This window comes from Kitasatospora sp. NPDC127035, from assembly GCF_042726075.1.
Taxonomy (GTDB): Bacteria; Actinomycetota; Actinomycetes; order Streptomycetales; family Streptomycetaceae; genus Kitasatospora.
In genome coordinates this window covers 52,032-78,810 of record NZ_JBHXDN010000020.1, presented here as the reverse complement: position 1 = coordinate 78,810, position 26,779 = coordinate 52,032, and the positions used below count along the sequence as shown (strand labels likewise).

Here is a 26,779-nt window from a genome sequence, read left to right as displayed (position 1 = left end):
GTCACGAGCGGAGGTCCCGTCCGGTCAGGTCGAGGAAGACGTCTTCGAGGCTGCGGCGCTGTACGGCGAGCCGCTCGGGCAGGATGCCGCAGGCCGCGCACCAGCCGGTGACGGTGGCCAGGAGCTGCGGGTCGACGGGCGCCTCGATGCGGTAGCTGCCGGGCGTCGTCTCGGCGGCGGTGGAGCCGTCGGGCAGCTCCTTGAGCAGGGTGGCGAGGTCGAGTCCGGGCGGGCCGTCGAAGCTCAGGCCGCCTTCGGCGCCGTCGCGGCGCAGTTCCTCCGGGGTGCCTTCGGCGATCACCCTGCCGCGGTCGACGATCGCGACCCGGTCGGCGAGCTGTTCGGCCTCGTCCATGTGGTGGGTGGTGACCACGACGGTGACGCCGTCCCGGCGCAGGTCGCGGACGAGGTCCCAGGTGGCGCGGCGGGCCTGCGGGTCGAGGCCGGCGGTGGGCTCGTCCAGGAAGACCAGCTCGGGGCGGCCGACCACGGCCATGGCGAGGGCGAGCCGCTGCTGCTGTCCGCCGGAGAGCCGGCGGTAGGTGGTGCGGCCGCAGGAGCCGAGGCCGAGCCGTTCGACCAGCGCGTCGACGTCCAGGGGGTGTGCGTGCAGCTTGGCGGTGTGCCGGAGCATTTCGACGGCGCGTGCGCCCGCGTACACGCCGCCGGACTGCAGCATCACTCCGATCCGGGGGCGCAGCGCCGCGCCCTGGGTGACCGGGTCGAGGCCGAGGACGCGGACGGTGCCGGCGTCGGGGCGGCGGTAGCCCTCGCAGGTCTCGATGGTGGTGGTCTTGCCGGCGCCGTTGGGGCCGAGGACGGCGGTGACGGCGCCGCGCGCGAGGGTGAGGTCGAGACCGTCCACCGCGGTCTTCTCGCCGTAGCGCTTGACCAGCCCGGTGATCTGGACCGCGGGATCGGAATGCATACCGGCGAGTCTAAGAGGACCGAACACGGCGGCCGTACGGGAGCCCGCACGCGAGCCCCGGCGGAGCCCGCGCGGGAGCGCGGCTCGAAGCGGGCCGGGGTCGGTGGACGGGGCGAGAAGGGCATGGCGGAGGATTGGATTCCGCTTGGGCGGACCCCCCGGCCCGGGCCCGGAGCCGTCCCGGTGACCGGCGAAGCGGAACCCCCGGTGATCGTTTCCGCAGGTCAGGTAAGGCTTACCTGCGTGACAGATGCCACGGATGAGGTCTGGGTCACGGCTTGTCCTGCCGGAAGGAATTACGCAACACTGGTGTTGTGAAAAACATGCGCGAGCACCCCGTACAGCCGGAGGCCGAGTCGGCCCCCGGCTGCGCCGTGCCCGCGACGGCGGCCGAGGTGCTCCTGGACGGCCACCGGGCCACCCGGGACCGGGTCGCCCGGTCGATCCTCGACCACGGTCCCTCCTCCGCCACCGATCTGGCGAACCGGCTCGGTCTGACCACCGCCGCCGTCCGCCGTCACCTGGACGGGCTCACCGCCGCCGGCCTCGTCGACGCCCGCGAACAGCGGGTGTACGGCAGCCGTGGCCGGGGCCGTCCCGCCAAGGTCTTCGCCCTCACCGACGGCGGCCGGGACGCCTTCTACCAGGCGTACGACCAGCTCGCCGCCGACGCCCTGCACTGGATCTCCGACGCCGTCGGCGGCGGAGCGGTGGGCGAGGAGGCGGTCGCCGCCTTCGCCCGCGCCCGGTTCGGGCGGCAGGCCGAGAAGTACCTGGAGACCGTCCGGTCCGCCAAGGTCGAGGAGCGCACCGAGGCCCTCGCCCAGGCGCTGAGCGCCGACGGGTACGCTGCCACGGTGCGGCGGGTTCCGTCCGCTGCGGCGCAGGCCCCGGCGGGCGCCCAGCTCTGCCAGCACCACTGCCCGGTCGCGCACATCGCCGAGCAGTTCCCGCAGCTCTGCGAGGCGGAGACCGAGGTCTTCTCCCAACTGCTGGGCACCCATGTGCAACGACTGGCCACCATCGCCCACGGCGACGGGGTCTGCACCACCTATGTGCCGGCACCCGGTGCCGCATCGTCGCCCGCCCTGCGCACTGCCGCCGGTCGGGGTACCGATGCCGCGCCGACTGCCGGTACGTCCACCGATGATTCAGCGTCCGCGCGTTAGGAAGCTCGCATGACTGACACCGTTTCGCACCCGGAGCTCGAAGGCCTGGGCACCTACGAGTACGGCTGGGCCGACCCGGACACCGCGGGTGCCGAGGCCAAGCGCGGGCTCAGCGAGGAGGTCGTCCGCGACATCTCCGCGAAGAAGAACGAGTCCGAGTGGATGCTGAACCTGCGGCTCAAGGGCCTCAAGCTGTTCGGCAAGAAGCCCATGCCGACCTGGGGCTCCGACCTGACCGGCATCGACTTCGACAACATCAAGTACTTCGTCCGCTCCACCGAGAAGCAGGCCGCGTCCTGGGAGGACCTGCCCGCCGACATCAAGGCGACGTACGACCGGCTCGGCATCCCGGAGGCGGAGAAGCAGCGCCTGGTCGCCGGTGTCGCCGCGCAGTACGAGTCCGAGGTCGTCTACCACCAGATCCGCGAGGACCTGGAGGAGCAGGGCGTCATCTTCCTCGACACCGACACGGCGCTGCGCGAGCACCCGGAGGTCTTCAAGGAGTACTTCGGCACCGTCATCCCGGCCGGCGACAACAAGTTCGCCGCGCTGAACACGGCGGTCTGGTCGGGCGGCTCCTTCATCTACGTGCCGAAGGGTGTCCACGTCGACATCCCGCTCCAGGCCTACTTCCGGATCAACACCGAGAACATGGGCCAGTTCGAGCGGACGCTGATCATCGTCGACGAGGACGCCTACGTCCACTACGTCGAGGGCTGCACCGCCCCGATCTACTCCTCCGACTCGCTGCACTCCGCGGTCGTGGAGATCATCGTCAAGAAGGGCGGCCGCTGCCGCTACACGACCATCCAGAACTGGTCGAACAACGTCTACAACCTGGTCACCAAGCGCGCCGTGGCGTACGAGGGCGCGACCATGGAGTGGGTCGACGGCAACATCGGCTCCAAGGTCACCATGAAGTACCCGGCCGTCTACCTGATGGGCGAGCACGCCAAGGGCGAGACCCTGTCGATCGCCTTCGCGGGCGAGGGCCAGCACCAGGACGCCGGCGCCAAGATGGTCCACATGGCGCCGAACACCTCCTCCAACATCGTCTCCAAGTCGGTGGCGCGAGGCGGCGGCCGCACCTCCTACCGCGGTCTGATCGAGATCGGCGAGGGCTCCAAGGGCGCCAAGTCCAACGTGCTCTGCGACGCGCTGCTGGTCGACACCATCTCCCGCTCGGACACCTACCCCTACGTCGACGTCCGCGAGGACGACGTCTCCATGGGCCACGAGGCGACCGTCTCCAAGGTCAGCGAGGACCAGCTCTTCTACCTGATGAGCCGCGGCATGACCGAGTTCGAGGCCATGGCGATGATCGTCCGCGGCTTCGTCGAGCCGATCGCGCGCGAGCTGCCGATGGAGTACGCGCTGGAGCTGAACCGGCTGATCGAGCTGCAGATGGAGGGCTCCGTCGGCTGATCCGCCGGCCGCCCCGCCGTCCATCGACACTTTGAGGAAGAGAGCACAACGAACAGCCATGGCTGACGTCAACACCCCCACCGGCTCCACCACCGCCGGTTCGATCGAGGTCGGTACGGCCGGCGCGGGCGCGCAGCTCGCCGGCCCCGGCACCGGCCGCGCCACCGTCCAGCAGCCGATCGACGCCCGCGTCACGGTCGAGCCGTCCTTCGACGTGGCGGACTTCCCGGTGCCGACCGGCCGCGAGGAGGACTGGCGGTTCACCCCGCTGCACCGCCTCGCCGGCCTGCACGACGGCACCGCCGCCGAGGGCGCCCAGGGCGAGGACAAGGTCGAACTGAGCCTGCCGGACGGCGTCACCGCCGAGACGGTCGGCCGCGACGACGCCCGCCTCGGCAAGGCCGGCAAGCCGGTCGACCGGGTCGCCGCGCAGGCGTTCAGCGCCTTCCAGCAGGCGCTCGTCGTCACCGTCCCCAAGGAGACGGTGCTCACCGAGCCGGTCAAGATCGACGTGCACGGCGAGGGCGGCAGCCGCTTCGCCCACGTCGTGATCGACGTCAAGCCGTTCGCCGAGGCCGTCGTGGTGATCAACCACACCGGCACCGGCACCCGCGCCGCCAACGTCGAGCTGCTGCTCGGCGACGGCGCCAAGCTCACCTTCGTCTCCGTCCAGGACTGGGACCGCGACGCGGTCCACGTCGCGCAGCAGACCGCGCTGGTCGGCCGCGACGCGTCGCTGAAGTCCGTCGTCGTCACCTTCGGCGGCGACGTGGTCCGGATCCACCCGCGCGTCTCCTACGCCGCGCCCGGCGGCGAGGCCGAGCTGTTCGGCCTCTACTTCGCCGACGCCGGCCAGCACCTGGAGCACCGTCTGGTCATCGACCACGACACCCCGCACTGCCGCTCCAACGTGGTCTACAAGGGCGCGCTGCAGGGCAAGGACGCGCACGCCGTCTGGGTCGGCGACGTGGTGATCCGCGCCGCCGCCGAGGGCACCGACACCTACGAGCTCAACCGCAACCTGGTGCTCACCGACGGTGCCCGGGTCGACTCGATCCCCAACCTGGAGATCGAGACCGGCGAGATCGTCGGCGCCGGCCACGCCTCCGCCACCGGCCGCTTCGACGACGAGCAGCTCTTCTACCTGCAGGCCCGCGGCATCCCGGCCGACGAGGCCCGCCGCCTGGTGGTGCGCGGCTTCTTCGCCGAACTGGTCCAGCAGATCGGCGTCGCCGACATCCAGGACCAGCTGATGGAGAAGATCGAGGCCGAGCTGGAATCGGCGGTCTGACCCGATGAGCTTCCTTCGCGCCTGCGCGCTGAGCGAGCTGGCTGAGGACGAGCCCAAGCGCGTCGACCTCAACGGCGTCCCGGTCGCCGTCGTCCGCACCGACGAGGGGGTGTTCGCGATCAACGACGTCTGCTCGCACGCGAACGTCGCGCTCTCCGAGGGCGAGGTCGAGGACTGCATGATCGAATGCTGGCTGCACGGTTCCAGCTTCGACCTGCGCACCGGCAAGCCCTCCGGGCTGCCCGCCACCAAGCCGGTCGCTGTCTACCCCGTAAAGATCGAAGGGGACGATGTGCTCGTCTCCGTCAACCAGGAGTCCTGAGTACCCATGGCAACGCTTGAAATCCGCGACCTGCACGTCTCCGTCGAGACCGAGAACGGTCCCCGCGAGATCCTCAAGGGCGTCGACCTGACCGTGAAGCAGGGCGAGACCCACGCCATCATGGGTCCGAACGGCTCCGGCAAGTCCACCCTCGCCTACTCCCTCGCGGGCCACCCGAAGTACACCGTCACCAGCGGCTCCGTGCTGCTCGACGGCGAGGACGTCCTGGAGATGTCCGTCGACGAGCGCGCCCGGGCCGGCGTCTTCCTGGCCATGCAGTACCCGGTCGAGGTCCCCGGCGTCTCGGTCTCCAACTTCCTGCGCACCGCCGCCACCGCCGTCCGCGGCGAGGCCCCCAAGCTGCGCCTCTGGGTGAAGGAGGTCAAGGAGGCGATGGCCGGCCTCCAGATGGACCCGGCCTTCGCCGAGCGCAACGTCAACGAGGGCTTCTCCGGCGGCGAGAAGAAGCGCCACGAGATCCTCCAGCTGGAGCTCCTCAAGCCGAAGATCGCGATCCTCGACGAGACCGACTCCGGCCTCGACGTCGACGCGCTGCGGGTCGTCTCCGAGGGCATCAACCGGGTCCGCTCGACCGGCGAGGTCGGCACCCTGCTGGTCACCCACTACACCCGCATCCTGCGGTACATCAAGCCCGACTACGTCCACGTCTTCTCGGCCGGCCGCATCGTCGAGTCCGGCGGTGCCGAGCTGGCCGACAAGCTGGAGGCGGAGGGCTACGAGTCCTACGTGAAGGGCGGCGCTTCCGAGTGACCCATACGCACGAGTCGAGGGTCCTGTCGGGCCTGCTCGACACCGACGCGATCCGCAAGGACTTCCCCGTCCTGCAGCGCCTGCTGCACGACGGCAAGCCGCTGGTCTACCTCGACAACGCCGCCACCTCGCAGAAGCCCCGCCAGGTGCTCGACGCGCTGAACACCTACTACGAGCGGCACAACGCCAACGTCCACCGCGGCGTGCACGTGCTCGCCGAGGAGGCCACGGCGCTGTACGAGGGCTCCCGTGACAAGGTCGCGGCGTTCATCAACGCGCCGAGCCGCAACGAGGTGATATTCACCAAGAACGCCTCCGAGTCGCTCAACCTGGTCGCCAACATGCTGGCCTGGGCGGAGGAGCCCTACCGGGTCGACGCGGACTCCGAGATCGTCATCACGGAGATGGAGCACCACTCCAACATCGTCCCGTGGCAGCTGCTCGCGCAGCGCAGCGGCGCGAAGCTGAAGTGGTTCGGGCTGACCGACGAGGGCCGGCTCGACCTGTCGAACATCGACGAGCTGATCACCGAGCGGACCAAGGTCGTCTCCGTGACCCTGGTCTCCAACCTGCTCGGCACGGTCAACCCGGTCGAGGCCATCGTCCGCAAGGCCCAGTCGGTCGGTGCGCTGGTCGTCATCGACGCCTCGCAGGCCGCGCCGCACATGGTGCTGGACGTGCAGGCGCTGGAGGCCGACTTCGTCGCCTTCACCGGCCACAAGATGCTCGGCCCGACCGGCATCGGCGTGCTCTGGGGCCGCCAGGAGCTGCTGGAGGACCTCCCGCCGTTCCTCGGTGGCGGCGAGATGATCGAGACCGTCACGATGGGCTCGTCCACCTACGCCCCGGCGCCGCACAAGTTCGAGGCCGGCACCCCGCCGATCGCCCAGGCGGTCGGGCTCGGCGCGGCCGTCGACTACCTGTCGAACATCGGCATGGAGCGGATCGCCGCCCACGAGCACGCGATCACCGAGTACGCGGTCGAGCGGCTGCTGGAGGTCCCGGACCTGCGGATCATCGGCCCGCGCACGGCCGTCGACCGCGGCGCCGCGATCTCGTTCACGCTGGGCGACATCCACCCGCACGACGTGGGCCAGGTGCTCGACGAGCAGGGCATCGCGGTGCGCGTCGGCCACCACTGCGCGCGGCCGGTCTGCCTGCGGTACGGAATTCCGGCGACCACGCGGGCGTCGTTCTACCTGTACTCGACGCCGGGCGAGGTCGATGCCCTGATCGACGGCCTCCACCACGTCCGGAACTTCTTCGGCTGACGGGACGGGGCACGCGAACATGAAGCTCGACTCGATGTACCAGGACATCATCCTGGACCACTACCGCAACCCCCACGGCAAGGGGCTGCGCGACGGTGACGCCGAGGTGCACCACGTCAACCCCACCTGCGGGGACGAGATCACCCTGCGGGTGCGGCTCGACGGCGGCACGGTCGCCGACGTCTCGTACGAGTCCCAGGGCTGCTCGATCAGCCAGGCCAGCGCCTCGGTGCTGAACGACCTGGTGGTGGGCAAGACCGTCGGCGAGGCGCAGGCGGTCCAGGAGGCCTTCCTGGCGCTGATGCAGAGCAAGGGCCAGGGCGAGGGCGACGAGGAGGTGCTGGAGGACGCGGTCGCGTTCGCCGGCGTCTCCAAGTACCCGGCCCGGGTGAAGTGCGCGCTGCTCAGCTGGATGGCCTGGAAGGACGCCACCGCCAAGGCCCTGGCCGAGCACCCCGCCGTCAACGACTGAAGCAGAAGAGGAGGACAGACACATGAGTGACACCGAGACGCCGACCCCTTCCGCTTCCGCCGAAGAGGGTCCGACCGTCATCGTCGGCACCACCGCCGGAACCGTCTCCGTCGAGGACCTGACCGAGGCCCTGATGGACGTCGTCGACCCGGAACTGGGCATCGACGTCGTCAACCTGGGCCTGATCTACGGCATCCACATCGACGAGTCCGACGTGGCCACCATCGACATGACGCTCACCTCGGCGGCCTGCCCGCTGACCGACGTCATCGAGGACCAGGCCAGGACCGCCACCGACGGCCTCGTCCAGGACCTGCGCATCAACTGGGTCTGGATGCCGCCGTGGGGTCCCGACAAGATCACCGACGACGGCCGCGACCAGCTCCGCGCCCTCGGCTTCAACGTCTGACGGTCGGATCTTCCGCCGATCCACTGCCGCGCGAACCTCCCCTTCGGGGGAGTGTTCGCGCGGCAGTGGTGCGTCTGCCGGCGGACGCGGCCGAACGCCGCTGCCCGGGACGGATCCTCCGTCCCGGGCAGCGGCGTTTCCCGTGGTCAGGCGTGCCTGGGCCGGCGGGCGACGGCGACGGCCAGGGCGGCGCAGAGGGCTGCGGCGAGGAGGACGAAGCCGCTGGTGGCGGGGAGGAGGCCGTAGGCCTGGACGAGCGCGCCGACGGCGACGATGGGGAGGGACGAGCCGAGGTACACGATCACCCAGAGGGAGGAGAGCTCGGAGCCCCGGCGCTCCGGGTTCATCGCGGCGACGGCGCCGGTGAAGAGCGAGCGGAACGCGATCCCCTGGCAGGCGCCGCCGAGGACGCTGCCGATGAACAGCAGGGCCGGGGTGCCGGTGTACTGGGCGGTGACGACCAGGCCGAGGCCGGTGGCCAGGCCGGCCATGCCGAGGGCGATGACCAGGCGGTCGGCGGTCGGCGGGACGAGCAGCTGGGCGGCGGCCGAGGAGCCGAGCAGCAGGGCCGCGACGACGGCGCCGGTCAGGCGGGAGTCGGTGTGCAGCAGCTTGGCGGAGAAGGCCGGGGCCAGGCTGAGGTAGACGCCGAAGACCGCGTAGGAGATGAAGCCGGCCGAGGAGGCCAGCAGGAACTCGCGGCGGCCGGTGATCGGCAGGGCCAGGCGCTGCGGACGCAGGTGGGCCGGGGTCGTGATGCGGGGCGGGGAGGCCGGCGGGCGGTTGCGGCCGGGCATCCGGGGGTGGACCAGCGCGAGCGGCACGCAGAGCGCCAGCAGGGCGATCGCGTGCAGCAGGAACGGGGTCAGCAGCGGGTCGGAGCCGCCGGCCAGCAGGGCGCCGACCACCGGGCCGAGCGCCACACCGCCCGCGGAACAGGCGAGGGTGAGCTTGGCGGCCAGGGTGGGGTGGTCGGGCAGCAGGTCCCCGAGGGCGGCCCCGGCGGCGCCGGTGGACAGGCCCACCGCGACGCCCTGGACGGCGCGGCCGGCGGCGAGCTGCCAGAAGCTGCCGGAGGTGGCGAAGACGACGTCCCCGGCGGCGGCCAGGGCCACGGCGGGCAGGATCAGCGCCCGCCGGCCGAGGTGGTCCGACCAGTGGCCGACCGCGGCCAGCACCGGGACCAGCGCGAACACGTAGATCGTGAACAGGACGGTGGTGTCCAGCGCGGTCAGGGACAGCCGCTGTTGGAGCAGCGGGTAGATCGGGGTGGCCAGGTTGGCGCCGATCAGCATGAAGAGGAGGGCGGCGGCGACGAGGCCGACGCGGACACCGCGCAGCGCGTTCCAGCGGCTGATCGCGGCGAGCCGGAGCTGGGCGCGGGGCGCGAGCTCCAGGGGAAGCAGGGCCTCCGACAGTCGGCGTCCGTCGAGCTGCGCGGTGCGCAGGCCGGAGCCGGCGGGGGAGAGGTCCGCCATGGCAGGGGTCTCCTGTGGCCGGGCACCACCGGGGTCGGCGGGGTATGCCGGCGCGCCCGTCCTGGGCGCTGTGGTGGTGGCCTCGGTGCGGGGCTCCCTGGTGGAGCGGGTGAGCTGAAGTGGGCTTCGTTGCCCGTGGGCCCGCGCGGGGTGTGCGCGGTACCGATTCGAAGGATAAGGGGTAGGCGCGCGCTCGCGGCGCGCGCCCCTTGAGGCCGGGCATCGGGCGTGCGCGGCCTATACGCTGAGGTGATGGACCGGTGCGCGCGGGTGATGCCGCGGGGCCGGCGGATTGACCTCGGGGTAGGGAGAACGCGCAACGATGGCCGCACGACGTCGTAAGAACGCCGGGACCTCGGAGGCGGGCACGCCGGGCGAGGGTGCGGTGCTGCCCGCCGACCTGGAGCTGCAGGATCTGTACGGGGCGTTCGCCGCACACGGGTTGGACGACGACGACCTGGACGACTCGGCCGTGCTGGTGCCGCCGGTGACGCTGCCGCCCGAGGCCGAGCTGGCCGCGCAGGCGAAGGCCGTCCCGATGTTCGGGTGGGCCCTGGAGCTGGCCCGCTGGACGGCCCCGCACCGCACCGTGGACGAGTTCGGCGACCTCACCGACCCGGACCGGGAGCCGGCCGCCCGGCTGCTCGGCCTCGCGCCGGAGGAGGGCGAGGTGTCGGAGGAGGCCGTGGTCGAGGCGATGCGCGCCTGGTCGCTGGCCTGTGACCTGGATCTGATCGAGATCGGTACCACGGCGGCCGGCGAGCACGTCGCCGTTCCCGGGCCGGACCTGGAACCGGCCGAGGAGGGGGACCCGGAGACCGTTCTGGAGCTGTGGCTGACCGCCGCCGGGATCGTCCGTGAGCTGGCCGTCGAGGCCGACTCGATGCCCGAGCCGGGTCACGAGGGGCACGGCGGTCACGCGGGCGGGGAGGACGGGGAGGACACCGAGGGCTCGGAGACCTCGGCGGACGAGGACGAGGACGACGAGGACCGGCTCAGCGAGGTCGAGGAGGCCCGCGACGAGGCCGCCGAGCTGCTCGACGAGGCGCTCCAGGTGCTGTACGAGACCACGGCCTTCGCAGAGCCGGGCGGCGAGACCGTGCCGCTCGGCGTGCTGGCCGCGCTCCTGGTGGTGCCGGAGGGCGAGGAACCGAGCGAGGAACTGCTCGGTGACATCACCGACGTGATGGTCGCCCTGGACCCGATGCTCGCGGACCTGGCCGAGCTGGGCCTGCTGGACTACCGGCCGATCGACCCGGACCTCTTCGACGAGGAGGAGGGCGAGGCCGCGGCGCCGGAGGCCGGCACGGAGGAGCCGCTGGACGAGGCGGAGTCCGCCCGCTTCGGGCTGGTCCGCCTCACGCCGCTGGGCCAGTACGGCATCCGGCAGTGGCTGCTGGAGGACGGCTACGACGCGCCGCTGGTCGGCGACCTGGCCGGGGGCGACGCCGCCGCGCTGCTCAGCGGGATCAGCGAGGCCGCCAACGTGCTGCCCGAGGAGGAACTGCGGGTCTGGATCACCGACCGGGACCCGGTGGAGGCGGCGCGCGAGCTGCTCGCCGCGGCGCGCGGCCACGACGCGTACGCCCCGATGCGCCGGATGCTCTGCCACTCGGCGCTGACCATGCTCGGCGGGCCCGCCGAGCCGGCCGTCCGGGAGGTGCTGGACGACCCGGAGCTCGGCGGCGGGGCGCGGACCTGGCTGGTCTCGCTCGGCGCGGCCGACGTGCCCGCGCCCGAGCGGGCGATGGCGCTGTGGACGGTGGTCGACGCGTTCGCGGCCCAGCTGCTCGACTCCGGCGGCGACCCGGAGCAGCTGCGCGAGCTGATCACGGACCTGCCGGTGACCGGCAATCCGGCGAGCTACTTCGGCGAGCTGTGGCGGGTCGACCACCCGTACACGGCGGACGTGCTGGAGGCGGTCGGCGAGCTGCACCTGGACCGGACGGTCGCCAAGGAGGCCCGCAAGGCGGCGTTCAAGGCGCGGTCGAAGGGCTGAGCCGCCCGGGGCCGCCCGGGTGGCGGGTGGCCCGGCTGCGGGGGCGGCGGGGCGCCCGGCCCGCCCGATCGGTCGCCGGCCTCACGGCAGGTCCAGCGAGCCGCCTTCGGCGATCGGGAAGAACGGGTTGTGGGCCAGCTCCCAGAGGTGGCCGTCCGGATCCTCGAAGTAGCACGAGTAGCCGCCCCAGCTGGTCGGCGCCGGCGGCTTGACCACCGTCGCGCCGGCCGCCGCCGCCCGCTCCAGCGCGGCGTCCACCTGGGCGGGCGACTCCAGGTGCACCGCGAGGGTGACGCCCCGGAACGAGGGCTCGCCGCCGGCCGGCACACCCGCGTCGGCGGCCAGCTCGTCGTGCGGGAAGAGGCCGAGCACCGAGTCGGCGGTGCGGAACCAGACGATCTCCGGGCTGGAGACGGAGGAGCGGCGCCAGCCCAGTGCCTCGTAGAAACGGGCACTCTCGTCGAGGTCGGTGACCCCGAGGGTGACGATGCTGATCCGGGCCGGGAATTCCGTGGTTGCTGTCATGCCGGCCAGCGTACGAAGGGGGACCGACAGCCGGGCGCCCGGACACGGCCGCCGGCCGCCGGTTCCGTTTGCCGGGCCGATCGGCCCGCTGCGGCAAAGGGCCTGATGACCCGGCAGGTCGGGCCACGTATCGTTGCCCGCAGTCGACGGGGCACGGCGAGGACCAGGAGGTGCGGCGCGGGATGACGCGGGCGAGCGGCAGCGGGCGGGACGGCCGGCACAGGGACGGCGCGGGGACGGTGGACCGGTTCGACCGGCCGGACGGATGCCGCGGTGACGACCTGGAGGAGTGCCTGGCGGCCCAGGAGGAGTTCGCCCGCCGCACCCTCGCCTCGGCCTCCTTCCCGGTGTACGGCGCCGCGCCCCTGCTCGGGCCGGGCGGGGCCGTGCTGGTCGCGTTCGAGGCCGGTGGCGCCGCCTCCGGCGGTGCCGGCACCGAGGCGTCCGGTGCGCGGTCCGGCGGTACGGGGACGGCCGGCGCGGGATTCGGCGGCGTCCGTACCGTCGCCGGGCCGGGCTGGATCGAGGTCGGCTCCGGCGACTGGAGCTCCCCCGACGGCCCGTTCATCACCGTGCGCACCCACCGGCCCGGCGTCGAGCGCCTCGGGCCGCTGCCCGAGCTGGACGACGTGGTCGAGGACGAGCGCGACCGCGTCTACGAACAGCTCGGGGTGGACGAGGGCGACGGCCCCGGCCGGGTCCGGGCGCTGCGCGAGTGGATCACCGTGGACGGCGAGCCGCGCGCGGTCGAGGTGCACGAGGACCGGCGCGGGCTCTGGTCCGGTGCGGCGCTGCCCGGCTGCTGCCCGATCAGCGGGGCCGAACCCGTGTGGGCCGGCCGCCTCCGGCTGGACGGGCTGACCGTCACCGTCTGCGGCCGCGGGGTGCCGCCCGGCGGCGTCGAGCTGGCCCGGATCGGTGACCAGGAGCGGTACCTGCGGGGCCGGACCGCGATGCTGCGCGACCTGGCCGTCCGGCGGGGCCGTCAGGTACCCCTGGGCGAGCGCGAACTCGCCCTGGCCACCGGCCTGGAGGCGCACCGGGCGGTGATCGCCCAGGGCATCAGCGAGGCCGCCGCGGTCGAGGCGCGGGTCCGGGCCGGACGGGCGCCCAGGCCGTCCCGCGGAGCCCGCGCGGAGGCGGGCGCGCTGCGCTGGGAGACGGCCGTGCGGCAGCAGATGCGGCTCGCCTCGGAGACCCGGGAGGAGGCGCTGGCCGCGGTGGCGTCGATGGTCGAGCAGCTCAACCGGCTCTCCCAGCTGACCCACTGGGTGGTGGGGACGCCGGAGGGGGACGCCGCGGTCGAGGAGGTGATCCGGTACACGGTGTTCGCCAGCGAGGTGGCGAGCCTGCCGGCGCAGCGGGCCTGGGAACAGGTCCGGCGCGGCCGGGCCGGCCGGGGGCCGCAGGACCGGGTTCCGGAGGGGCTCGGGGAGGGCGAGGAGCACCGTCTCTGCGAACAGCTCTGGCTGGCCTCCTGGGAGCAGTGGCGGGTGGCCCGGAACGGTCGCTGAGCCCCCGTTCGCCCGCTCGACCTGCGGTTCGTCGGGGAAGGGCGGATCATGAGTTCGAATACGGTCGGCAAATGACCACCCTGACGAGGCATCTGCTTAACCGTGCGTTCACCGAACGGGCGGAGTCTCTGGGCGTCGACGTCCAGCCTCGACACCTCGCACGCCATGCACCGGGGACCGTCCCGGTCGGCGCCACCCCTCAGGAGTGACTGCCATGTCGCTGTCCCGCCGGGACTTCGTCAACCGTTCCACCGTCGTCGGGGCCGGTGTTCTGATCGCCGGCAGCGCCGAGGCGCTGGCCAGCGCGCCGGGCGCGATCGCCGCCCCGGTCGGCGGCGAGGCGCCGGCCGCCGCCGTCGCCGAGGCCGAGCGGGTGGCCGTCGGCTACGGCCCGCTGGTCCAGGACCCGGAGGGCCTGCTCGCGCTGCCCAAGGGCTTCAAGTACAAGGTCGTCAACCGGACCGGCGTCACCAAGCTGCGCACCGGCGAGTTCACCCCGAGCAACCACGACGGCACCGCGGCGTTCGAGGACGAGCGCGGCGGCAACCTGCTGGTCGTCAACCACGAGCTGTCCGGCGGCCGTGCCAACTGGCCGAACCCGGTCCCGCTGATCGAGGGCCACGTCTACGACCCGGGCGCGGCCGGCGGCTGCACCATCGTGCACGCCAAGGCCAACGGCAAGGTCGAGCAGTGGGTCGGCATCGCCGGTACCTCCACCAACTGCGCCGGTGGCGTCAGCCCGTGGGGCACCTGGCTGTCCGGCGAGGAGACCGAGGACAAGGCCGGCAAGAACGGCCTGACCAAGGACCACGGCTACATCTTCGAGGTCGACCCGTTCGACGACGACTACAACCGCGACCCGCAGCCGGTGAAGGCCTTCGGCCGGTTCGCCCACGAGGCCGTCGTCGTCGACCCGAAGCGCGCCCACGTCTACCTGACCGAGGACGCCTCGAACCCGAACGGCCTGCTGTTCCGCTGGACCCCGCCGGCCGGCTTCAAGCACGGCCGCTACCAGCTGCGCAAGCTGGCCGCCGACGCCGGTCTGCTGGAGGCCTTCAAGGTCTTCGACGCCCAGGGCAAGTTCGTCGACGACCTCTCCCGCGCCACCACGGTCGGCACCACCTACGGCGTGGACTGGGTCAAGGTCGAGGACCGCGACGCCCGCACCGTCTCGATCCGCAAGCAGTTCAAGGACGGCGAGGTCACCCGCGCCCGCAAGCTGGAGGGCATGTGGTGGGGTGACGGCGGCTTCTACTTCGTCTCCAGCTTCGCCCGCTCCGAGAGCCCGGTGCAGCACGACGGCCAGGTCTGGTTCTACAACCCGGTCCGCCGCACCATCACCCTGAAGGTGCTGCTGGGCGTCAACACCGACGTCTTCGGCGACCACGACAACTACGACGGCCCGGACAACATCACCGTCTCGCCGTACGGCGGCATCGTGATCGCCGAGGACGGCGAGGGCGTGTCCCACCTGTTCGGCGCCACCGAGGACGGGCTGACCTACCCGATCGCCCGCAACGACCTGAACATCGGCACCGCCACCAAGCCCGAGTTCAGCGAGTTCACCGGTGTGACCTTCTCGGACGACGGCAAGACCCTCTTCGCCAACATCCAGGTCCCCGGCATCCAGCTGGCCATCACCGGCCCGTGGCACCGGCTGAACGAGCACAAGCGCGGCCAGGGCTACGGCGCCTGAACCGACCGCAGGTGAGTGACGGGGGCCCGCTTCGGCGGGCCCCCGTCGCGTCCCCCGACGGGTGCGTCCCCCCGGGGGCCCGGACCAGGGCCGGGCGGGGAGCGGGCGGGCTACGGCTCGGCCGGGAGCCGGAGCTGGAGCATGGCCAGCAGGCGTTGCTGCGGCTGGGCCAGGTCGATGCCGGTCAGCTGTTCGGCCCGGCGGACCCGGTAGCGCAGCGTGTTGGGGTGGATGTGCAGGGCGTCCGCCGCGACCCTGACCTCGCCCAGCGCGTCCAGCCAGGCCAGCACCGACTCGCCGAGCCGGGTGCCGTGCCGGCGGTCGTACGCGGTGAGCGCGGTCAGCCGCGGGTCGCGCAGGCCGCCGCGCTCCTGGAGCAGCGCCAGCACCTCGCTGACCAGTACCTCCGCCTGCACGTCGATCAGCGCCGCGACCTCCAGGTCCACCCCGCCGCGGCCCATCGCGTCCAGGATCCGGTCCGCCTGCGCCCGGGAGTCGGGCACCTGGGCGAGGCCCTCCACGGTCGACCCGATCGCCGCCCGCAGCGGGACGCCCAGGTGGTCCCGGGCCGCCTCGACCACCTCCTGCGCCCAGTCCCGCACCGTCGCCATCGGCAGGTTGGCCGGCAGCTCCGGCAGCAGCACGTACACCCGGGACTCGATCGGCGCGAGCAGCGCGGTCCGGTGCCGGGCCGCCGTGTGCACCGAGATCAGGCCGGTCACCTCGGCCCGGGTCAGCTCCTCGGTGGAGCCCGCGCTGTACGCCAGCACGGTCGCCGGGCGGCGCAGGTCCAGCCCCAGGTGGGTGGCGAGCGACTGCGCGCCGGTGGAGCCCTCCAGCAGGCCGGTGAGCAGCGTCCGGGTCAGCCGGACGTCCGCGGACAGCTCCCGGCGTCGGCGCACCAGCTGGGCCGCCGCCACCCGCGCCGCGCCGACCAGGGCCTGCTCGGCCAGCGGCGCGAGCGGCTGGGCCCCCTCCTGCACCCAGATGGTGCCGAGCGGCTGCGCGCCGGCCCGGATGCCGATCGCCAGCCGGCGGCGCAGGCCCAGCTCCGGGTGCGGGTCGACCGCGATCGCCGTGTCCGAGGTGCGCAGGTGCTGGAAGACGCCCCACTCGCGGAGCTTCGACAGATACGGTTCGGGGCCCTGCCAGCCGAGGATGGAGAGCCGGCGCAGGTCGTCGACCTCGTCCGAGTCGGAGGAGCGCGAGTAGGCGAGCACCCGGCTGGAGGTGTCCTCGATCGAGACGATGCCACTGGTGAGGACGGCGACCGTCTGGGCGAGCGAGAAGAGGTCGCCGGCGTTGTGCTCGGCGGTGCCCGGCGAGTCCGGGGTGTCCGGCCCGGCGATGATCGCGCGGGCGAGCGAGTCGAGGTGCTCCCAGCGGGTCTCCCGGCGGACCGAGAGCAGGGCCACGCCCGCCTCGGTGGCCGCCTCGCGCAGCGCGTCGGCCTGCCCGGGCGCGTCCAGTTTGACGGCCACCGCGGCGGCGCCGGCCCGTCCGGCCGCACGCAGCGCCGGGAGGGCGGCCCGGCCCCGGGCGCCGATGGCGAGCACCAGCTCGCCGGTGGCGGCGGTGGGCGGGTCCTCCGGGTCGAGGATCGCCACGTCGCGGACGGCGACGTCCAGTCCGTGCGGGGCGGCCTGGAGCTCGACCAGCGGCTCGCCGAGCGACATCAGCAACTGGCGGAGCGGGATGCCCGGGCTGGTCATCGGTCCGCCTCCTTCGGGCACCGGCCGGCCCCGTCCGGGGACCGGTCCGCCTTCCTTCCGCCGCCTCGCCGTTGCGGCGGTCGGCGCGTCGATCGGCGCGATCGGCCGGCTGTTCATCCAGTTGGACAACGCCGTGCGAATGATTTTAGCCGCCCGGCCAATCAAGCGGGCCCCGGTGCGGGAATAGCGTTCGTCCTGTGGCCGTCGTGCGACCCGCGCCGGCATCCCCGCAAGACATGAAGGAGAGCGTGCGCTCATGGATGCTGTGACCCAGGTCCCCGCGCCGGTGAACGAGCCGGTCCACAGCTACGCCCCGGGCAGCCCCGAACGGGCCCGTCTGGAGGCCAAGCTGAAGGAGCTGGGCGGCCAGGAGCCGGTCCAGCTGACCATGACGATCAACGGTGAGCGCCGCATGGGCGCCGGCGCCGAGATCCACGTCGTCCAGCCGCACAACCACGCGGCGAGGCTCGGTACCCTGCGCAACGCCACCCAGGCGGACGCGCAGGACGCCGTCGATGCTGCTCTGGCCGCTGCCCCGGCCTGGCAGGCGCTCTCCTTCGACTCCCGCGCCGCGATCTTCCTGCGGGCCGCCGACCTGCTGGCCGGCCCCTGGCGCGAGACCCTGGCCGCCGCCACCATGCTCGGCCAGTCCAAGACCGCCCAGCAGGCCGAGATCGACACCCCCTGCGAGCTGGTCGACTTCCTGCGCTTCAACGTGCACTTCGCCCGGCAGATCATGGCCGAGCAGCCGATCTCCTCGGACGGCGTGTGGAACCGCAGCGACCACCGCCCGCTGGAGGGCTTCGTCTACGCGATCACCCCGTTCAACTTCACCGCCATCGCCGGCAACCTGCCGACCGCGCCGGCGCTGATGGGCAACGTGGTGCTCTGGAAGCCGTCGCCGACCCAGCAGTTCTCCGCGCACCTGCTGATGCAGCTGCTGGAGGCGGCGGGCCTGCCCAAGGGCGTCATCAACATGGTGACCGGCGACGGCCTGGCCGTCTCCGAGGTCGCGCTGAAGCACCCGGCGCTGGCCGGCATCCACTTCACCGGCTCCACCGCCACCTTCCAGCACCTGTGGCGCGAGGTCGGCACCAACATCTCCGGCTACCGCACCTACCCGCGGATCGTCGGCGAGACCGGCGGCAAGGACTTCCTGGTCGCCCACCCGTCCGCCGACAAGGCCGTCCTGAAGACCGCGATGACCCGCGGCGCCTTCGAGTTCCAGGGCCAGAAGTGTTCGGCGCTCTCGCGCGCCTACGTCCCGGCGTCCATCTGGGCCGAGCTGAAGGACGAGTTCCGCGACGAGGTCGACGGCCTCACCATGGGCGACGTCAGCGACCTGTCGAACTTCATGTCCGCCGTCATCGACGACCGGGCGTTCGCCAAGAACAAGGCCGCGATCGACCGCGCCCAGGCCGACCCGCAGGTCGAGGTGCTGGCCGGTGGCACGTACGACGACAGCGTCGGCTACTTCGTCCGCCCGACCGTCCTGGTCTGCCAGGACCCGGCGAGCGAGTACTTCCGTGACGAGTACTTCGGCCCGGTCCTCGCCGTGCACGTCTACGAGGACGACCGGTACGACGAGATGCTGACCCAGATGGAGTCGGTGTCGGACTACGCCCTGACCGGCGCGATCATCTCCCAGGACCGCGAGGCCGTCCAGCACGCGATGCTCAAGCTGCGCAACGCGGCCGGCAACTTCTACATCAACGACAAGCCGACCGGCGCGGTCGTCGGCCAGCAGCCGTTCGGCGGCGCCCGCGCCTCGGGCACCAACGACAAGGCCGGCGCCAAGCAGAACCTGGCCCGCTGGACCTCGACCCGTTCGGTCAAGGAGACCTTCGTCCCGCCGACGGACTACCGCTACCCGCACATGGGCTGAACGTCCTCCCCCCGGGACCTTGTCCCCTGACGCCCGGTCCCGCAACCGGGCGTCCCTCGGGCGGCGGACCCCACCCCCCGGTCCGCCGCCCGCCTTTCTGCCACCCTTAGAAGCACCAGTTCCAGGAGTCACGATGCTCCGTTCCGCCCTCCTCGCGGCCTCCCGTTCCCCGCAGGTCCGCACCGTCGTCGAGAAGTTCCCGCCGACCCACGCGATAGTCGAGCGCTTCGTCGCCGGCGAGGCCCTCGACGACGCCGTCACCGCCTGCGACGACCTGGTCGCCACCGGCCGCAAGGTCACCCTGGACCACCTCGGCGAGGACACCCAGGACGCGGCCCAGGCCGCCGGTACCGCCGAGGCCTACGAGCACCTGCTCGCGGCCCTCAAGGACACCGGCCTGGCCGCCGGCGCCGAGGTCTCGGTCAAGCTCTCGGCCGTCGGCCAGTTCCTCCCGGTGGACGGCGAGAAGATCGCGCTGGAGAACGCCCGCCGCATCTGCGAGGCCGCCGCCGACGCGGGCACCACGGTGACCCTCGACATGGAGGACCACACCACCACCGACTCCACCCTGTCGATCGCGCGCGAGCTGCGCGCCGACTACCCGTGGCTCGGCGTCGTCCTCCAGGCCTACCTGCGCCGCACCGAGGCCGACTGCCGTGAGTTCTCCGGCGCCGGCTCCCGGGTCCGCCTCTGCAAGGGCGCCTACAAGGAGCCCGAGTCGGTCGCCTTCCAGGGCAAGCACGAGGTCGACCTCGCGTACGTCCGCGCGCTCAAGGTCCTGATGGCCGGCGAGGGCTACCCGATGATCGCCTCGCACGACCCCAACATGATCAAGATCGCCGGCCAGCTGGCCCAGTGGAACGGCCGCAAGCGGGACTCGTTCGAGTACCAGATGCTCTTCGGCATCCGCCCCGAGGAGCAGCTGCGCCTCGCAGGCGAGGGCAACACCATGCGCGTGTACCTCCCGTACGGGCAGGAATGGTACGGGTACTTCATGCGCCGCCTCGCGGAGCGCCCGGCCAACCTGACGTTCTTCCTGCGTGCCATGGCGACCCGCGGCTGACGACCGCCGCCGAGGACACGGCCCGTACCCCCGATGCGCGGAGGGGTGCGGGCCGTTCTCGTCGTCCGGGGCCGGAGCTCGGAGGAAGTCCTCCTGCGACAGGGAACCCGTGATCGGTTGCTCATGTCATGCACCACAGCACTCCTGATGCCCCTCCTTCGGATGCGCGTCACGCCAATGGCGGGTCGGGGGAGTTGCGCCGTTCGCGACGGTCTTTCACCCGATGGTGTGAGCCGGCTGCGGCGTAGGATCCTCCCGCTGGTGAACTGGGCTGCGGGAAGAAGGAGTTGGCATGGTGATGAAGCGGTTCGCGGAACTGTCGACGCCGTTGGTGGCGGACGCGTGCGTGCGGCTCGGCGTCGAGGTGCGGGTGGCGCCCGCCGGGGTGGTCGCGGTGGCCCCGGGGAGCCGCGTCGCCGGGCGGGTGCTGCCGGTGCGGCACTACGGCAGCGTCGACGTCTTCCTGGAGGCGTACGGTTCCGCGGAGTCCGGGGACGTGCTGGTGATCGACAACGGCGGGCGGGTCGACGAGGCGTGCGTCGGTGACCTCGCGGTGCTGGAGGCGCGGGCCGCCGGGGTGGCCGGGCTGGTGGTGTGGGGGCTGCACCGGGACACGCCGGAGCTGCTGGAGATCGGGCTTCCGGTGTTCAGCTACGGCAGCCTGCCGCTCGGGCCGGTCCGGGTGGACGACCGGGAGCCGGAGGCGCTGACCACGGCCCGCTTCGGCCCGCACCTGGTGAGCGCCGGGGACGTGGTGTTCGCGGACGCGGACGGCGCGCTGTTCGTCCCGGGCCCGCGGGTGGACGAGGTACTGGAGACCGCCGTCGGGATCGCCCGCACCGAGCGCGTCCAGGCGGAGCGGATCCGTTCGGGTGACACGCTGCGCCGGCAGACCGCGTTCGACCAGTACCTGGAGCGCCGCGCCCGGGAGCCGGAGTACACCTTCCGCCGGCACCTCCGGCAGGTGGGCGGGGCGATCGAGGAGTAGCCGCCCCGAGGGCGCGAACGGGTTGACGCGGCAGGGAGCCGACGGGCCCGGCTGCTCCTGTTCGCGGGAGCGGCCGGGCCCTCGGTGGTGCCGGTGCCGGCACCGGTGCGGGTGCGGTCAGAGCATCGAGGCGGCGGGCTTGACCATCGCCCGGGCGGTCTTGGCGTCGACGTACTCGCCGATCGCGGTCATCACCCACTCGCCCGAGAACTGGCGGACCAGCTTGCACATCACCACGCCGGTGCGCGGCTCGGACTGGGTGAGGTCGAAGCGGACCAGCTCCTGGTTGGAGGACGCGTCGACCAGACGGCAGTAGGCGTTCTTGACGTCGGTGAACTTCTGCCCGGAGAAGGAGTTCACGACGAACACCAGGCCGCACACCTCCGGCGGCAGGCCGTTGAGGTGGACGGTGATCGACTCGTCGTCGCCGCCTCCCTCGCCGGTCAGGTTGTCGCCGGAGTGGACGATGGAGCCGTTGAAGATGCCCAGCTTCATGAACCAGGCGGTGTCCAGCTTCTCGCGCTTCGCGTCGAAGGCGATGCAGGACGCGTCGAGGTCGATGTTGCGGCCGCGGCCCGCGGGCTCCCAGCCGAGGCCCATCCGGATGGAGGAGAGGAAGGGCTTGCCGTTCTTCTCCAGGGAGACCGAGCCGCCCTTGGTGAGGCTGACCCGACCCTTGTCCAGGGTGACCTTGGTGAGGGACGGTGCGGCCGGGGGCGCCGGCGGCACGGGCGGGGCGCCCTGCGGCATCGGCGGGGCGGAGGCCATCGCGACCCGGGGGTCGACGGGCGTCTGGACCGTCTGGGCCGTCGGCGCGGCGGGGGCCGGCGCGGCGGGCGGGGCGACCGGGGCTGCGGCGGGGGCCGTGGCGGCCGGGGCGGCCGGCTCCTCGACGCTGACGCCGAAGTCGGTGGCGATGCCCGCCAGGCCGTCGGCGTAGCCCTGGCCGACCGCGCGGACCTTCCAGGCGCCGTTGCGCTGGTAGACCTCGACCACGATCAGCGCGGTCTCCCGGCCGAGCGGCGGCGGGGTGAAGGTGACCAGCACCTCGCCCGTGGCGCTGTCCCGGACGGTGGCGGTCGGCTCGATGCCCGCGAAGGTCGCGCCGGACTCGTCCGGGCTGGCGGTCACCACGATCTTGGTGATGCCGGCCGGGACGGCGGTGGTGTCGATGGCGATGGCGTCCGGGCCGCCGGCGGAAGCCGGACGGTGGGTCACGCCGGGCCCGTTCGGGGCGTTGTAGAAGACGAAGTCGGCGTCCGAGCGGACCTTACCGTCATCGGTCAGCAGCAGGCCCGAGACGTCCAGCGCCTTGGGTGCGGTGACCTCGACGGTCACCCGCGCGGTGGTCAGCGGGGCGTTTCCGCCTTGGGTCAGGACCGTGGACACGAACTCCTCCTGGGATGCGGTGGTGCGGGGCCGGCCCCGTGGGACGGGACGGCTGTGCCGACTGGCGACCACAGTAACGAACGAGGTGGCCGAGATGAGCCCGAAAGGGAGCCGACCCGTCCGGTGGCCGGGCGGTCCTCCGGCGGGCGACCCGGTGGTCGGGCCGGGGCAGCGGGCCAGGTCAGCGGGCCGGTGCGGTCGCGTGGGCCCGGGGGCGCGGTACGGCGGACGCGGAGGGTCCGGCGGGGGCGCCGGGTGCGTCCGTCGGGGGTGCGAAGGTGCCGAGGGCGGCGACCGCGCGGGGGTGCTGGATGCCGAAGGCCGCGGCGCTCCAGGTCTCCGGCGCGGTGGCCGGGCGCGGGGCGGCACTCGGCGCGGGCGCTGCGGAGGGGGCCGTCGGCGCGGGTCCCGCGCCCGGTGCGGCGGTGGCCGCGGTGGAGCGGCTGCCGAGGACGCCGAAGACGTACCGGCCGGGGCGGACGTCGGTGCCGGGCGGCGTGGTGAAGCGGTAGACGAGTGCGCCGCGTTCGTGGTGGGTGGTGGTCACGGCGCCCGCCAGGTCGGTCCAGGCGGTGCCGGAACCGGGCGCCAGGGCGCCGGGGGCGAGCCGGAACTCGGTCTGCAGCGCGGTGAGAGGCTCGGTGACGGTCAGGGCGAGCAGGTGCCGGGTGCCGTCGCGGCCGAGGGACTGGACCAGGGCGGCGCCGGTGAGCGCCCGGTCGGTGTGGTCGGTGTCGTCGGTGTCGCCGGTTTTGGTGCCGCTCTCGGTCCCGGCGGTCGGGTTCTCGTTGCCGGTCTCCCGTCCTCCGGTCTCCCTGCCTCCGGTCTCCTCGGAGGTCAGGCCGCCCGGGCCCGGGGGCGCGACGGGCGGGCGGGGCGCGGCGCCGCCCGGCGACGGGACGAGCGGCCGCGGAACGGAGGGCGCGGGGGCCGACGGTGACGGTCCGGACGGTGACGTGCCGTCGGCGGGCTCTCCGGCGGGGGGCCGCTCGGCGGCCGGGTACCCGTCGGCCTGCGGTCCGTCGGTGCCCGCCGGGTCGGCGCCGGGCTGCCGGCCGTCGGCGGCCCTCGGGCCGGGTCTCGGATCGCCGCCCAGGGCCTCGTTGCCGCCGGGCCCGTTCCCGCCGAGTGCCTGGGCGGAGGGTTCGCCGGTGAGGCCGTGCGAGGTGGCCGGGCCGCGCGAGGCGGCCGGACCTTCGGCGAGCGGCCGGCCGGACGCGGAACTCCCGGGGCGCGGCGCGCCCGACGCGAACGGGCCGGGGGAGTGCGTCCCCGCGGCCGGTCCCGGCGCGCCGGTTCCGCCGGCCTGCGGAGGGACGGCCGGTGCGCGGCCCGCGGGCCCGGTGGCGGTCGGGTCGGAGGAGGGCCCGTTGGCGTCGGGGGAGACCGGACTGGGCGGCCCGCTGGATCCGACCCGGGCGACCCCGGCGCGCCGGCCCACGCCCTGCTGCTCGTTGAGCAGGAAGGTGGTGGCGATGCTGATGCCGACCACGGTGGACATCGCCATCGCGGCACCGGAGAACCGCAGCGTGGGCAGCCGGAGGCGCCCGCCGAACGGCTTCGGCCGACCGTGCCGACCGTTCCGGCCGTGGCGTTCGCGGTGTCGGTCGTGCGGGTACGCCGCGTCCTGACCGGCGTCCTCGGACAGAGTCACCGGGCCCCCTCCCTCCCCTGAAGTCGCCGTTGCGGTCGTCGCATTCTCCCACGTACCGACGGCGGCGCCGGTGCTGCCGGACCGGGCGGACGGCCGCCTGGCCGGCCGGTCCGGCGAGGTCTCGTCCGGGGCTGCGCGTGCGGGGTCCACCGGTGACTCGCGCGCGGGCGCGCGCCGGCAGGGGGACGAGCGTACCAGCGGGCGGCCCGGGGGTGGCCAGCCCTCGGACGGAACCGATCCGATCCGTGGACAACCCTTCGGATAGCGGAAGTTGACGGTCCGTCTGACAGGATCGGTAAGGATCTGCCCGGTCGGGCAGGGATTATTGCAACCTCCTTGCAACCCTTGCCGCCCGGTGACCAGTGGCGCAGGCTGATGCCATCCCACGCCGTCCCGGAGAGATCGTCATGCCGCCCGACCCGCTGTCAGCACCCTCCAGTGCCCCTCTCGCCGCTACCCCCACGGGCGGCGATGAGGCAGGCTCCACCGCCGCTCCGGCGGCGGTGGAGGAGGTGCTGACCCTGCGGATCTCGTTGGGCGAGGAGGTGGTCGGCGAGGTCCGCACGCGGTTCCGGTTCGACGCCGACCGCCCGTACGAGGTGCTGCTGACGTTCCACCTGGGCCGGCCGGACGAGGCCGACTGGGTGTTCTCGCGTGAACTTCTGCGCGACGGCCTGCGCTCGTTGAGCGGTCAGGGCGACGTCAAGCTGTGGCCGGCGTACTGTCCGTGCCACGGCTCGACGTTGCACCTGGCGCTGGAATCGCCGCACGGCAGCGCCCTGCTGGAGGTCTCCAAACCGAAGGTCCGGGCCTGGCTGGACCGCACGTACGCGCTGGTCTCGGAGGAGGCGGAGCGCGCCTACGGGCCGACCGACGCCCAGCTGTCCGAGCTGCTGACGGGCGGCTGAGGCCGGACGGGCCGTGGGCCCGGAGGCTGGGCGCGCGAGGGTTGCGGGCCGGCGGGCGACGGCGGGGGCAGGTGTGCGCCCGGGAGCTGCGAGCGGACCGGCTGCGTGCCGACGGGCTGCGCGGAGGCGGGCTGTACGGAAACGATCTGCACGGAGACGGGTTGTCCGGAGACGGGCTGCGCGTTCCGGTGGTGTGCGCGGGGTCGGGACGGGTGTGCGGGCAGGGCTCGTGGCACGGCCGCGTCGCCGGGGCCGCGCGGGCCCGGTAACGGCGGGGGGCCGGGGAGCCGGGCCGTGCCGTCGGCCAACCCCGTCCGGAGCCGGCGTACGGCCGGTGCCGACGAGCTCGGCAGCAGGTCGTACGGGTCCTCCGGGCCGAGCACGCTGACCAGCACCGACTCGGCGAACCGGTACGGTCGGTGGGCCAGCAGGCCGCCCAGGTAGCGGCGGAGCCGGGACAGTTCGGCCCGGACCGTCACCGTCCGGGCCGGGTCGCCGAACAGGCCGTCGGCCAGCTGGGCCGCGGTGTGGCCGTCCCGCTCGGTGGCGAGCAGGAGGAGCAGTTCGGCGTGGCGCGGGCTGAGCCCGTGGGACCAGCTGCCGGCGGCGCCGTGCACCGAGAGCTCGGCGCGGTCCGGCCGGCGCAGGTCGAGCCGGAGCCGGGCGCCCTCGGCCTGCTCGGCGAGCAGCCCCTCGTCGGGCCGGCCGTCCGGACCGCCGGTCGCGGTCGGGTCGTCGTCCTGGGGGCGGACCGGGCGGACCAGCCAGCCGTCGGCCAGCGGCTCGATCACGCACTCACCCAGGCTCGGCAGCCAGTGCACGGCCGCCGAGCCCCAGCCGCCGGCGGGCAGCCGCAGCCGCGCGGGCGGGGGGAATCCGGCGGCGGCGGCGGTCCAGCCGGCGGCGTCCACGACCAGGGCCGGACCGTTCACCCGGGCCAGCAGCGGGGCCGCCAGGGTGCGCAGGTGGTGCAGTGACTCCAGCCGCCGGGCGCGCAGCTCGGTCTCGGCCAGTCTGGCGGCGGTGGCGGTCAGTTGCAGGAGGTACGGGCGGACCGTGTGGGCCGGTCCGCTCAGGTTGATCGCACCGATCAGCCGCCCGGTTCCCGGGTCGTGGACGGGCGCGGCGACGCAGGTCCAGGAGTGGTGGCTGCGGAGGTAGTGCTCGGCGGAGTGGACGTGCATCGGGCGCTGCGCGCGGAGCGCGGCGGCGATGCCGTTGGTGCCGACGCTCTCCTCGACCCAGCGGGCGCCGGTGAGGAAGCCGATCCGGTCGGCGCTGCGGCGCAGGCCGCGTTCGCCCTCCTGCCAGAGGATGTGGCCGTCGGCGTCGGCGATGGCCAGGATCAGCGGCGCCTGGCCGACCGGTTCGAGCAGCGTGTCGCGCAGGACCGGGAGCACCGGGTCGAGGCCGCTGGTGCGGCGGCGGTGTTCGATTTCGGCGGGGCCGAGGTGGACGGCGGCGGCGCCGGAGTCCGGGTCGAGGCCGAGCCGGCGCAGGCGGGCCCAGGAGTCGCCGATCTCGGGACGGGGTTCGAGGCGCGACTGGTCGTCGTCGGGGGCGGCGTCCCGGGCGGCGCTGCGGGCGGCGGCCTCGGCGAGGGCGCGCTCGTGGACCTTGGCCAGCTCCGCAGCGGTCTGCGGAGTTCGACGTTCGGGTCGTCGGGTCTGCCGTCCGGTCTGCCGCACTCCGTTTGCTCCTCGCCGCCGTTCGAGGGCGCGCCGGGTTGACGCGTTGACGAAAGAGTACGGGCGCTGCCGGTTCCTGGGGATGGGGTCTGCCAAGTCGGAATACCACGGGGTATGAGAGTGAACATGCCAATGAGTTATGACCGCCGGGCGTCGGGTCCGGTGTGGCTGCGGGGGCGGGTGGTGCGTGGCCGGAGGCGGGGTGCGGCGAGGCGGGCGGGC

General features: G+C 73.3%; 22 protein-coding genes. 15 read left to right on the top strand and 7 right to left on the bottom strand.

Going from position 1 to position 26,779, the window contains the following annotated elements:
- Position 1: 1 nt before the first annotated feature.
- A complete protein-coding gene (locus ACFWIC_RS16600) occupies positions 2-928 on the bottom strand; it encodes an ABC transporter ATP-binding protein (protein ID WP_329948641.1) in 927 nt (308 codons plus the stop codon).
- A 323-nt stretch (positions 929-1,251) separates the two neighbouring features.
- On the opposite strand from ACFWIC_RS16600, the gene ACFWIC_RS16595 reads away from it, so the two are divergent.
- The 8 genes from ACFWIC_RS16595 to ACFWIC_RS16560 are packed head-to-tail and all read left to right on the top strand — an operon-like array spanning position 1,252 to position 8,058.
- Positions 1,252-2,097 carry a MarR family transcriptional regulator gene (locus ACFWIC_RS16595; RefSeq protein ID WP_329948642.1) on the top strand — a complete coding sequence of 282 codons (846 nt, stop codon included), beginning with the start codon at positions 1,252-1,254 and terminating at the stop codon, positions 2,095-2,097.
- Positions 2,098-2,106: 9 nt separating this feature from the next.
- Positions 2,107-3,522 carry a Fe-S cluster assembly protein SufB gene (gene sufB, locus ACFWIC_RS16590; protein ID WP_329876337.1) on the top strand — a complete coding sequence of 472 codons (1,416 nt, stop codon included), beginning with the start codon at positions 2,107-2,109 and terminating at the stop codon, positions 3,520-3,522.
- A 58-nt stretch (positions 3,523-3,580) separates the two neighbouring features.
- Complete coding sequence (sufD, locus tag ACFWIC_RS16585; RefSeq protein WP_380363238.1) at positions 3,581-4,813, top strand: Fe-S cluster assembly protein SufD; 1,233 nt, start codon at positions 3,581-3,583, stop codon at positions 4,811-4,813.
- A 4-nt stretch (positions 4,814-4,817) separates the two neighbouring features.
- The gene (locus ACFWIC_RS16580; RefSeq protein ID WP_329948644.1) at positions 4,818-5,135 is read left to right on the top strand and encodes a bifunctional 3-phenylpropionate/cinnamic acid dioxygenase ferredoxin subunit; all 318 of its coding nucleotides are present in this window, start codon (positions 4,818-4,820) and stop codon (positions 5,133-5,135) included.
- Between the two features lie 6 nt (positions 5,136-5,141).
- Positions 5,142-5,906, top strand: a complete 765-nt coding sequence (sufC, locus tag ACFWIC_RS16575; RefSeq protein ID WP_329948645.1) for a Fe-S cluster assembly ATPase SufC — start codon at positions 5,142-5,144, stop codon at positions 5,904-5,906.
- A 23-nt stretch (positions 5,907-5,929) separates the two neighbouring features.
- Positions 5,930-7,177 (top strand): cysteine desulfurase, encoded by a 1,248-nt coding sequence (locus ACFWIC_RS16570; protein ID WP_329948692.1) that lies wholly within the window; start codon positions 5,930-5,932, stop codon positions 7,175-7,177.
- Positions 7,178-7,196: 19 nt separating this feature from the next.
- Positions 7,197-7,649: a Fe-S cluster assembly sulfur transfer protein SufU gene (sufU, locus tag ACFWIC_RS16565; RefSeq protein ID WP_329876329.1), complete on the top strand. Its 453-nt coding sequence runs from the start codon at positions 7,197-7,199 to the stop codon at positions 7,647-7,649.
- 22 nt (positions 7,650-7,671) lie between these two features.
- Entirely contained in the window at positions 7,672-8,058 is a 387-nt protein-coding gene (locus tag ACFWIC_RS16560; RefSeq protein ID WP_329876327.1) for a metal-sulfur cluster assembly factor, read from the top strand.
- A 146-nt stretch (positions 8,059-8,204) separates the two neighbouring features.
- Here ACFWIC_RS16560 and ACFWIC_RS16555 read toward each other — a convergent pair whose 3' ends face one another.
- A complete protein-coding gene (locus tag ACFWIC_RS16555) occupies positions 8,205-9,536 on the bottom strand; it encodes an MFS transporter (RefSeq protein WP_355399838.1) in 1,332 nt (443 codons plus the stop codon).
- Positions 9,537-9,858: 322 nt separating this feature from the next.
- Between ACFWIC_RS16555 and ACFWIC_RS16550 the strand changes: the two genes are divergently transcribed.
- Positions 9,859-11,535: a hypothetical protein gene (locus ACFWIC_RS16550; RefSeq protein WP_380519140.1), complete on the top strand. Its 1,677-nt coding sequence runs from the start codon at positions 9,859-9,861 to the stop codon at positions 11,533-11,535.
- A gap of 81 nt (positions 11,536-11,616) precedes the next feature.
- Here ACFWIC_RS16550 and ACFWIC_RS16545 read toward each other — a convergent pair whose 3' ends face one another.
- Positions 11,617-12,060 carry a VOC family protein gene (locus ACFWIC_RS16545; RefSeq protein WP_329948648.1) on the bottom strand — a complete coding sequence of 148 codons (444 nt, stop codon included), beginning with the start codon at positions 12,058-12,060 and terminating at the stop codon, positions 11,617-11,619.
- A gap of 182 nt (positions 12,061-12,242) precedes the next feature.
- On the opposite strand from ACFWIC_RS16545, the gene ACFWIC_RS16540 reads away from it, so the two are divergent.
- Together ACFWIC_RS16540 and ACFWIC_RS16535 are read left to right on the top strand one after the other, a co-directional pair.
- Positions 12,243-13,574: a hypothetical protein gene (locus ACFWIC_RS16540; protein WP_380519138.1), complete on the top strand. Its 1,332-nt coding sequence runs from the start codon at positions 12,243-12,245 to the stop codon at positions 13,572-13,574.
- A gap of 214 nt (positions 13,575-13,788) precedes the next feature.
- Entirely contained in the window at positions 13,789-15,270 is a 1,482-nt protein-coding gene (locus tag ACFWIC_RS16535; RefSeq protein WP_329876317.1) for an alkaline phosphatase PhoX, read from the top strand.
- A gap of 110 nt (positions 15,271-15,380) precedes the next feature.
- On the opposite strand, the gene ACFWIC_RS16530 is transcribed toward ACFWIC_RS16535, so the two are convergent.
- Positions 15,381-16,982: a helix-turn-helix domain-containing protein gene (locus ACFWIC_RS16530; protein ID WP_329948650.1), complete on the bottom strand. Its 1,602-nt coding sequence runs from the start codon at positions 16,980-16,982 to the stop codon at positions 15,381-15,383.
- A gap of 256 nt (positions 16,983-17,238) precedes the next feature.
- On the opposite strand from ACFWIC_RS16530, the gene pruA reads away from it, so the two are divergent.
- From pruA to ACFWIC_RS16515, 3 genes are all read left to right on the top strand, one after another.
- Positions 17,239-18,867: an L-glutamate gamma-semialdehyde dehydrogenase gene (gene pruA, locus ACFWIC_RS16525; protein WP_329876313.1), complete on the top strand. Its 1,629-nt coding sequence runs from the start codon at positions 17,239-17,241 to the stop codon at positions 18,865-18,867.
- Between the two features lie 133 nt (positions 18,868-19,000).
- Positions 19,001-19,930 (top strand): proline dehydrogenase family protein, encoded by a 930-nt coding sequence (locus ACFWIC_RS16520; protein WP_329876311.1) that lies wholly within the window; start codon positions 19,001-19,003, stop codon positions 19,928-19,930.
- Between the two features lie 292 nt (positions 19,931-20,222).
- Positions 20,223-20,918, top strand: coding sequence for an RraA family protein (locus tag ACFWIC_RS16515; protein WP_380519135.1), 696 nt, complete (start codon positions 20,223-20,225; stop codon positions 20,916-20,918).
- A gap of 117 nt (positions 20,919-21,035) precedes the next feature.
- Here ACFWIC_RS16515 and ACFWIC_RS16510 read toward each other — a convergent pair whose 3' ends face one another.
- A complete protein-coding gene (locus ACFWIC_RS16510; protein ID WP_329948694.1) occupies positions 21,036-22,295 on the bottom strand; it encodes a TerD family protein in 1,260 nt (419 codons plus the stop codon).
- A gap of 193 nt (positions 22,296-22,488) precedes the next feature.
- Positions 22,489-23,961, bottom strand: a complete 1,473-nt coding sequence (locus ACFWIC_RS16505; RefSeq protein ID WP_380519133.1) for a hypothetical protein — start codon at positions 23,959-23,961, stop codon at positions 22,489-22,491.
- A 407-nt stretch (positions 23,962-24,368) separates the two neighbouring features.
- Here ACFWIC_RS16505 and ACFWIC_RS16500 point away from each other — a divergent pair, with 407 nt between their 5' ends.
- Positions 24,369-24,869, top strand: a complete 501-nt coding sequence (locus ACFWIC_RS16500) for an SsgA family sporulation/cell division regulator (RefSeq protein ID WP_329876308.1) — start codon at positions 24,369-24,371, stop codon at positions 24,867-24,869.
- On the opposite strand, the gene ACFWIC_RS16495 is transcribed toward ACFWIC_RS16500, so the two are convergent.
- On the bottom strand, positions 24,821-26,557 hold the full coding sequence (locus tag ACFWIC_RS16495) for a GAF domain-containing protein (protein ID WP_329948652.1): 1,737 nt from the start codon (positions 26,555-26,557) through the stop codon (positions 24,821-24,823). The two genes, ACFWIC_RS16500 and ACFWIC_RS16495, sit on opposite strands and share 49 nt — an antisense overlap.
- Positions 26,558-26,779: the final 222 nt, after the last annotated feature.